This is a genomic window from Pseudomonas sp. 05N434, assembly GCF_056396965.1.
In genome coordinates this window covers 1-7,868 of record NZ_JBFTMK010000449.1, presented here as the reverse complement: position 1 = coordinate 7,868, position 7,868 = coordinate 1, and the positions used below count along the sequence as shown (strand labels likewise).

The 7,868-nt window shown below is 60.4% G+C and carries 9 protein-coding genes and 1 pseudogene; 4 read left to right on the top strand and 6 right to left on the bottom strand.

Features of this window, described 5'->3' with window-relative positions:
- On the bottom strand, positions 1 to 575 hold a 575-nt coding region (locus tag AC1DLB_RS23050), incomplete at its 3' end, for an AraC family transcriptional regulator (RefSeq protein WP_477785697.1).
- Positions 576 to 731: 156 nt separating this feature from the next.
- Here AC1DLB_RS23050 and AC1DLB_RS23045 point away from each other — a divergent pair.
- Positions 732 to 1,043 carry an Mpo1-like protein gene (locus tag AC1DLB_RS23045; RefSeq protein WP_086946376.1) on the top strand — a complete coding sequence of 104 codons (312 nt, stop codon included), beginning with the start codon at positions 732 to 734 and terminating at the stop codon, positions 1,041 to 1,043.
- Positions 1,044 to 1,144: 101 nt separating this feature from the next.
- Positions 1,145 to 1,735, top strand: a complete 591-nt coding sequence (locus AC1DLB_RS23040) for an HD domain-containing protein (RefSeq protein WP_477744224.1) — start codon at positions 1,145 to 1,147, stop codon at positions 1,733 to 1,735.
- A gap of 19 nt (positions 1,736 to 1,754) precedes the next feature.
- On the opposite strand, the gene AC1DLB_RS23035 is transcribed toward AC1DLB_RS23040, so the two are convergent.
- Positions 1,755 to 2,570: a UDP-2,3-diacylglucosamine diphosphatase gene (locus tag AC1DLB_RS23035; protein ID WP_018929924.1), complete on the bottom strand. Its 816-nt coding sequence runs from the start codon at positions 2,568 to 2,570 to the stop codon at positions 1,755 to 1,757.
- A gap of 149 nt (positions 2,571 to 2,719) precedes the next feature.
- Here AC1DLB_RS23035 and AC1DLB_RS23030 point away from each other — a divergent pair, with 149 nt between their 5' ends.
- A complete protein-coding gene (locus tag AC1DLB_RS23030; protein ID WP_018929923.1) occupies positions 2,720 to 3,478 on the top strand; it encodes a helix-turn-helix transcriptional regulator in 759 nt (252 codons plus the stop codon).
- 138 nt (positions 3,479 to 3,616) lie between these two features.
- Positions 3,617 to 4,132 (top strand): annotated as a pseudogene (locus tag AC1DLB_RS23025) (DMT family transporter); the annotation flags it as partial.
- On the opposite strand, the gene AC1DLB_RS23020 reads toward AC1DLB_RS23025, so the two are convergent.
- From AC1DLB_RS23020 to AC1DLB_RS23005, 4 genes are all read right to left on the bottom strand, one after another.
- Positions 4,126 to 4,413 (bottom strand): Rdx family protein, encoded by a 288-nt coding sequence (locus AC1DLB_RS23020; protein ID WP_007895010.1) that lies wholly within the window; start codon positions 4,411 to 4,413, stop codon positions 4,126 to 4,128. The pseudogene AC1DLB_RS23025 and the gene AC1DLB_RS23020 overlap by 7 nt on opposite strands.
- 141 nt (positions 4,414 to 4,554) lie before the next feature.
- A complete protein-coding gene (locus AC1DLB_RS23015) occupies positions 4,555 to 6,357 on the bottom strand; it encodes a motility hub landmark protein FimV (protein ID WP_477785696.1) in 1,803 nt (600 codons plus the stop codon).
- A 128-nt stretch (positions 6,358 to 6,485) separates the two neighbouring features.
- The gene (locus AC1DLB_RS23010) at positions 6,486 to 6,920 is read right to left on the bottom strand and encodes a MarR family transcriptional regulator (RefSeq protein WP_477785695.1); all 435 of its coding nucleotides are present in this window, start codon (positions 6,918 to 6,920) and stop codon (positions 6,486 to 6,488) included.
- Between the two features lie 119 nt (positions 6,921 to 7,039).
- Positions 7,040 to 7,868, bottom strand: an 829-nt coding sequence (locus tag AC1DLB_RS23005; RefSeq protein ID WP_477785694.1) for an HRDC domain-containing protein, incomplete at its 5' end; no start/stop codon positions are given.

Below are 7,868 nucleotides of genomic sequence, written 5' to 3'. Positions count from 1 at the left end.
TCATAGGGCGCATTGAACATCATCGGCGCGTGGAAGGCTTGCTTATACGGTTCGAGGTCGGCGGGTTGATCGCCCTGCAGCAGCACTTTGCGCGGATGCAGCGCGCTCCCGGTCAGCCACCCGCAAAACGCCAGGGCACAGGCCATCGATGCTTCAGCGCTTTGTCGGGTCGGCGGCAAGTGGTCGCCATGCACCGTCAGAATCAGCGCATAACCCTCGTCCAGTATGCGAAAACTCAGATCGGCACTTTCGGCGATGATTCGCTGATAACGCACCAGACGTTGAAAGCCTTCGGCCAGGGTTCGACTGGACATCAAGGCATAACCGGCAACGTGCAGGGACGCCGGTCGCACCACCTTGCCCATGTTCAGGCCGATCGCCGGGTTGCCGGACAACTCGACCGCGCGCTGCCAGAGCCGCGTCATGGAATCTTGCGGGAAGCGCGCATCCGKATCATCCAGTGCCGCATAGTCGAGCCCTAGCTGCTTGAACAAAACCCGGCAATCCAGGCCGTCCATTTCCAGTGCTTTGACAATCCCCATCGCCCAGCTTGCAGAAGTCGTTCGTTCGCTCATGGCGTTTACTACGTGATGGCCGCATGCCACGACCCAATGCCCAAGGATACTAAAGTGGCGCCTATTGTCACTGGCTGATGCCTATGATCACTCTAGACTTAAATAGGCTACCCGCAGCGCAACTTGTTGCCTGCACACACCACAGAGATCGCAGTCGTGGAAAACATCAAACGTTTCAACAGCTTCGCTGCGTTTTACCCGTATTACCTCAGCGAACACCGCAATAGCACTTGTCGACGACTGCACTTTGTCGGCACCACGCTGGTTATTGTCATTCTGGCGCTGACCATCGCCAAAGGCGCATGGTGGCTGTTGCTGGCCCTGCCGCTGGCCGGTTACAGCTTCGCCTGGGTCGGGCATTTCTTCTTCGAGAAGAATCGTCCTGCAACCTTTCAGCATCCTCTTTACAGCCTGCTCGGCGATTTCGTCATGTACCGCGACATGATTGTAGGTCGCGTGCCGTTCTAGGCTCCTTTGGCCACAAAAGCGTCCTGTGCAGCCAGTGCAGCGCTCTGGATCCAAGCCCTACACTCCAAACATCCCTTTCGATAAGAACAAGAGGATAGCCGATGAATGCCCGCGCCCGTTTTACCCACATGCAGGACGGCACGCAGGAAGACTGGGCGATCATCGCCACAGACTTCAGCGCCTATGCCCGGCAATTGCCCACAAGGATCGTGGCGCATTTGAAGTTACTGGAAGGTGATTTCGGCGGATTCCCGGTGGATCGCCTGACCCACTCGCTGCAAACCGCCAGCCGCGCCTGGCGCGATGGCCGCGACGAAGAGTACGTGGTCTGCGCTTTGCTCCATGACATCGGCGACACACTGGGGTCCTACAACCACCCGGACATCGCCGCAGCGATTCTCAAGCCGTTCGTCAGTGCCGAGAACCTGTGGATGGTGGAGAAACACGGGATTTTCCAGGGCTATTACTTCTTCCATCACCTGGGCATGGACCGGCATTTGCGCGAGCAATTCAGCGCTCATCCGCAGTATCAGGCGACCATCGAATTTTGCGCCCGGTACGACGCGGCGGCGTTTGACCCGGCATACGACACGCTGCCGCTGAGCTTTTTCGAACCGATGATGAAGCGGTTGTTTGCGCAGCCGAAGCATTCGATCTACAAGGCGGCGATGGAAGAACAAGCGCCGGCCTGAAGATCTTTTGACTTTGCTTTTAAGCCGGCTCTGCGACTTTAATTGCCTTCAATTCCGCCTCCCGCGCTTGGGCATCGGCCAACCGGTACAACTCGATCGAGCCGTCCCAATGCTCGATCAGCGCCGTGCACGACTCCACCCAATCCCCGCAATTGAGGTAGTCCACCTCGCCAACCTTGCGAATTTCGGCATGGTGAATGTGCCCACACACCACGCCATGCAACTCGCGTTTGACGCATTCGTGGGCAATGGCTTCCTCAAAATCGCTGATGAAACTGACGGCGGTCTTGACCTTGTGCTTGAGGTACGCCGACAACGACCAATAGCCGTAGCCATAACGGGCCCGCCAATGGTTGAGCCAGCGGTTGAGGGTCAGGGTAAATTCGTAGGCCGAGTCGCCGAGGAACGCCAGCCAGCGGTGATAGCGAGTAATGACGTCGAACTGATCGCCATGAATCACCAGCAGATGACGACCATCGGCGGTCACGTGCACGGCTTCGTCCACCAGCTGGATATTGCCCAGCATCAGTTTCGAATAACGGCGCAGGAATTCGTCATGGTTGCCGGTGACGTAGATCACTTCCGTGCCGCGCTTGCTCATGGTCAACAGGCGACGAATCACATTGGTGTGCGCCTGGGGCCAATACATGCCGCTGCGCAGCTTCCAGCCGTCGATGATGTCACCGACCAGGTAAATCCTGTCGGCATGGTAGCCCTTGAGAAACTGCGACAGGTGTTCGGCCTGGCAGTCCCGTGTGCCCAAATGCACGTCGGAAATCCATAAGGTCCGCACACGTTGCTTACGGCTGGGTTTGGCGAGCTCGGCGCTGGTCATGGGCAACCCTCTGGACAAGTTTTGGCAAGCTTGCGCCGGTCGGGTTAATTGCCCATGACAATCGCAAGTCAGTCCTGTGACAACGCGCGAACGCAGGGCCTCGGTGTAGACTGGCGGCTTCACTCATCAATATCGCCACGAGACCTGCGATGAGACCGATCCTCACCCTGCGCCAATACACCCACGACCTGATCGTCCACAGCCACGACCACGCGCAACTGGTATTCGGACTGTCGGGTGCACTGGATTTCGAGGTCGAGGGGCTTGGCAGTCAGGTGGTTCAGCAGAGTTTCGTGGTGGTGCCGTCCGGGGCGCATCATGCCTGCGACAGTGCCCATGGCAGCCGTTGCCTGGTGCTGGATGTGCCGAGCGATCAGTGGGTGTCTCAGTCGCTGGGGGACCACGCCGAGGCCAGCCGCCGCTTGCTCGACAATGCCGGGCGCCTGTCGCTGGACGCCGGGCAAAGCCAATTGGTGAGCTGGCTGGCGGGCAGCCCGATCAGCGATCCGCTGATCGCCCAGCAAGGCGCGGTGTTGCTGCTGGCCAGCCTCAACAACGCCAAGCCCGACACGGTCGGCGGTCGGCGTCTACCGTATGCGGCGCTCAATGCTCACATCGATCAATACGCGGCCTATCCACTGCAAGTCGCCGACCTGGCGCGCATTGCCGGCCTGTCCAGCGCTCGCTTGCACGCGCGGTTCGTGGCGGAATGCGGGCAAACGCCGATGGACTACATCCGCAGTCGCCGGCTGCACATCGCCGTGCGTTTGTTACGCGATTCGGCGCTACCCATTGGCGAGATCGCGTGTCGGGTCGGCTACAGCTCCCAGAGCGCATTCGCCGCAGCAGTGCTGCGTGAATTCGGCGCCTCACCCGGTAAATTGCGCCGCGAGGCTGGCGACAAATAACGCGAGTCTGGCGACAGACACCCGCAAGCACATCGTTCATTGTGTAGGAGTTGCCGAAGGCTGCTCCTACACAGGTCGACGGTGTCGTCGGCCAGATTCGATACGTTATTCAAGGACTGCAATGACTCCCCGTACCGCGTGCTGGTCAGCATCGGTTTGGTACTGGTCACACCGGACTTCGATCTGGCCAGCGGCGCCACCACCGGCCTGTTGTGGGCAGTGGCCTCCGGCCTGCTGTTCTCCCTGCTGTCCCTGACCAACCGCGCCAGCTCCGGGCGAATCCCGCCGGTGCAGGCGGCGCTGTGTCAGAACGTAGTGGTTGCGATCTGCCTGCTGCCGGTGGCGATGCCGCAGTTGAGCGAAGTACGCGCCATCGACTGGCTGTGGATTGGCCTGCTCGGGGTGTTCTGCACCGGCGTCGCTCACAGCCTGTTCGTCGCCAGCCTGGCAGTGATCAAGGCCCGGACCGCGTCAGTGGTGTTTGCCCTGGAGCCGGTTTACGGCATCACCCTGGCCTGGTTGTTGTTCGATGAAAACCCGACGCTGCGCATGCTGATCGGCGGCGCGTTGATCATCGTGGCCATCGTGGTTTCCAGCCGGTTGTCCGGCGGTTCAAGCCACAAGACCGTTGCCGCGCAAGCGCCGTCTCACTGAGTGCGGTCGTTGTGGCCCAGGTCGCGGTCCGGATCGATCTGATCGCGGACCCGCTGCTTGAGCACCTTGGCCTCGGGGAAACCGCCGTCGGCCTTGCGTTCCCAGAGCTGCACATCGTCGCAGAAAATGTGGAACACCCCGCCGGTGCCGGGCACCAGGGATACTTTGCCCAGGTCGTCGCCGAAGGTGCTGAGCAGTTCCTGGGCCAGCCAGGCGGCGCGCAACAGCCATTGGCATTGCGTGCAGTAGGTGATGACGATTTCCGGTTTACGTGCGGTCATGATTGGCAAAACTCCTCTGCCTGAGGGAGCCGCCTCCCCTGTAGGAGCGAGGCTTGCCCGCGAAGAACGATAATGCGGTCATTCTGATAAGCCGCGCCGTCCCTTTCGCGGGCAAACCTCGCTCCTACACGGGGAGGGGTGTTATCGAATACCCGCCAACAGCGTTCGGGCCGTCTCCTTCAGTGGCTCGTCGCCTTCCTTGAGCAACTCGTTCAGCAGCTCGATGGCGCTGTCCAGGTCGCCGTCGTCAATGCAGGTCTGGGCCTGTTCGAGTTTGCCGGCGCTGCTCGGCTCGACCGGTTCAAGATCCATCAACTCAGCATTCAGCGGTTCAAGCTCCAGCGGCTGGCCGGGATCGCTGAATTCGTTGAGAAAGGTCTCGTCCAGAGATTGCGAGTCAGGTTCGGCGACCCATTCAAGCTCGGGCTCATCCAGCGTCGGCTCGTCGGGTATTTCGAAGACATCGGGCAACACATGCAGATTCGAAGTGAACCCGGGCTCGTCTGCCGGTGATGGCTCATTCGATGGTTTGGCGCTGGGCGGTGAGTTGTCGAAGGGGCTGATCAGGTCCCAGTTCGCATCCATCGACAGGTCGTCGAGGTTCAGCTGAAACTCATCGCTCGGTGCCGCTGGGATTGCAGGCGTGGACGGAGCCACTGCCACCGCGGTGGTCACCGGCACGGCATCGATCAGTTTCGGATGGCGGTTGCGGATGTCCTGAAGTTGCTGTGTGTCAAACCCGGCGTCACGCAGGCTACTTTCCTGCGCGTCATACGCTTGCACGTCACCCTGGTTACCAAGAACCTCCAGCAGCTGCACGGCCAGGTCGGTGCGCTGGGGCTCCTTGACCAACGCCTCTCGCAACAGTCCGGCTGCCTCGGACAATCGGCCATAGGCGAGGTAGATACTAACCCCCTCCAGCACGTCGCCTGCGACAGTCTCATCCGCCGAGCCGGCCACCGATCGCGCCTGGGCGGCTGGCCTGGCCGGTTCTGCCGTGCGGCTGAGCACCGGTTCATGACGCGACGGCTGCACGGGTAGCAGCTCGGGTAAGGCCTGAACCTGCTGTCGTTGACGGCGAATGAACACTGCGAGCGACACCAGGGCCACCAACAACAGCAACCCGATGATCAGCGGCCAATGGGATGCTTCGGACGTCTCGACAACCACCGGAACCGGCGCCGGCACCTCGGGTGCGGCAGGCGCCGCCGACGCCTRTTTGACTTCCGTCAGTTGGGTTTGCAGCTCAGACACCTGTTTTTTCTGAACGGCGATCTGCTCGTCCTGCGCCTGCAGCTTCGCATTGAGTTCATCGATGGTCTTTTGCAGCTGCTGGTTTTGCAGCACGCTGGTGGCCAGTTGTTCGGCAACAGGATCACTCGCCGGCGTAGCGGCTGATTTATCGACATCAGGCTTGGGTGCCGAACTATTCACCGCAGGTGGCGGTGCAACAGCCGGTTCAACAGACGGGAACGCGGAATCCTGAGGGCTCGGCGCGGGGTCGTCGTTGACGGGAACAATCCCAGGTGAACCCGGCGGATCGATCAGCACGGTGTACTCGCGCAGCAAACGCCCATTGGGCTGATTGAGCTGCACCAGAAAATTCAGAAAGGGTTCCTTGACCGGCTTACTGGACGTCACCCGGATCAGGTTGCGGTTGCCCCGCAGGATCGGCGTGAACTTCAGGTTATTGAGGAAGAACACCCGCTCGACACCAGCGCGGCTGAACTCCTCCGCCGTCGCCAGGCTGACCGACAGTTCGCCCTCCCCCAGACCACCGACATCCAGCAGGGCGATATCGGCGCTGAATGGCTGATTCAACGCCGAATGCTGGGTGATCTCACCCAAGCCTAGCGCGGGGGCCAATGCCGAGTAAGTGACGGCACCACCGACCAGCAGCAGCCGGGTGCAACACCGCAATACAACGTGCCAACTCTCGAGCATGAGCATCCCTTAGATAACCAGAACCAACCTGTATGCATTCGCACATCCGGTACGAACACGATATTGCCTAGTAGTTCTTTATAGTCTGCCCAACGGGGTATCTCAAAAGTCCGACGCGTGGTTGTGCCTCAAGATTTTTCCAGGTTGCYCAGGATGTGCGCGTGGACACGCATGCAGACCTTCAAATCCGCCTCATCAACGCCTTCGAACAATTCGTGGCGCAGTTGCGTGGCAATGGTTTCAATTTGTTCGATCAAGGGGCGGGCCGGGGCACAGAGGACGATTTTTTTCGCCCGACGGTCTTCCAGCACCGATTGGCGTTGCACCAGGCCCTGACTTTCCAGGCTATCGAGCAGTCGAGCCAGGGTAGGCCCTTCGACGCCGACGCTTTGCGCCAGTTCACGCTGGGTGGGAGCATCATCGAAACGCGCCAGGTGCAGCAGCACCAGCCAGCGCGCCTGGGACAGGCCCAGGCCAGCCAGTCGGCGGTCCAGTTCGGCACGCCAGCCCCGAGACATCTGGGCCAGTTGCATGCCAAAGCGGTGTTGATCGGTTAACGGCATAAAACACTCATGGTTAGACTGAAATAGAGAAAAACTAATTATTAGTCAGCTAAGCATGACCTTTGGCTATAGGCAAGGTTTGCTCTGTACTGAATCGTTACATCTGCGCGACAGGTCATTCAAATTTCGAATTCCGACTGCAGCGCCGCACGAACGCAATACAAAACGCCTTCCGGCACCCGTCCTGCGAACAACGCGGCGATCTCCGCCACCGGCGGCAACTCGCCTTCGCCGTCGAGGAAGGCGTCCTGAACTTCGCCCATCAACTCTTCAGGCAGGTCCAGCGCCTGTTCCAGTGACAGCTGCTGCTTGCCGATGGCCTCGGCGAGCATCGTGTAGACGTTCTTTTCCGAGCATTGCAGCTGACCGGCGATCTGCAGCGGTGTCATGCCGGCCCGGGCCAGCGTGATCAGCTCGTGGCGCACATCGGCCACCACTTTCGGCGCCTCGACCTGACCGCCGAGCACTTCGAGGAAAGCCTCGCCGTAACGTTCCAGTTTGCGCGCGCCGACACCGCTGACCGTGGCCATTTCCGCCAGCGAGGTCGGCTGGCTGCGGAGCATTTCCAGCAGCGTCGAATCGGGGAAGATGACATACGGCGGCACGCCATGTTCTTCGGCCAGTTTGCGACGCAAGGCACGCAGGGCTTCCCACTGTTCGCGCTCCTCGAAGCGGACCAGTTGGCTCGCCTGGCTCTTGCTGCTTTTAGCGGTGGTTTGCGGCTTGAGGTCGCGGCGCAGTTCCAGGGTCACTTCGCCCTTGAGCARCGGCCGGCAGGTATCGCTCAGGCGCAGCCCGCCGTAGCCTTCGAGGTCGATGTCCGCCAGACCGCGGGCAACAAGTTGTCGGAACAAGGAGCGCCATTCACTTTCGCCCAGCGCTTTGCCTACGCCGTATACCGACAAATGCTGATGACCGAAACTGCGGACCTTTTCGTTGTCCTTGCCC

What these genes read in the sequence shown, in the direction of transcription:
- AC1DLB_RS23030 (WP_018929923.1), top strand. Translation starts at nt 2,720, where the DNA reads ATGAGACCGATCCTCACCCTGCGCCAATACACCCACGACCTGATCGTC.
- AC1DLB_RS23040 (WP_477744224.1), top strand. Translation starts at nt 1,145, where the DNA reads ATGAATGCCCGCGCCCGTTTTACCCACATGCAGGACGGCACGCAGGAA.
- AC1DLB_RS23035 (WP_018929924.1), bottom strand. Translation starts at nt 2,570, where the DNA reads ATGACCAGCGCCGAGCTCGCCAAACCCAGCCGTAAGCAACGTGTGCGG.
- AC1DLB_RS23020 (WP_007895010.1), bottom strand. Translation starts at nt 4,413, where the DNA reads ATGACCGCACGTAAACCGGAAATCGTCATCACCTACTGCACGCAATGC.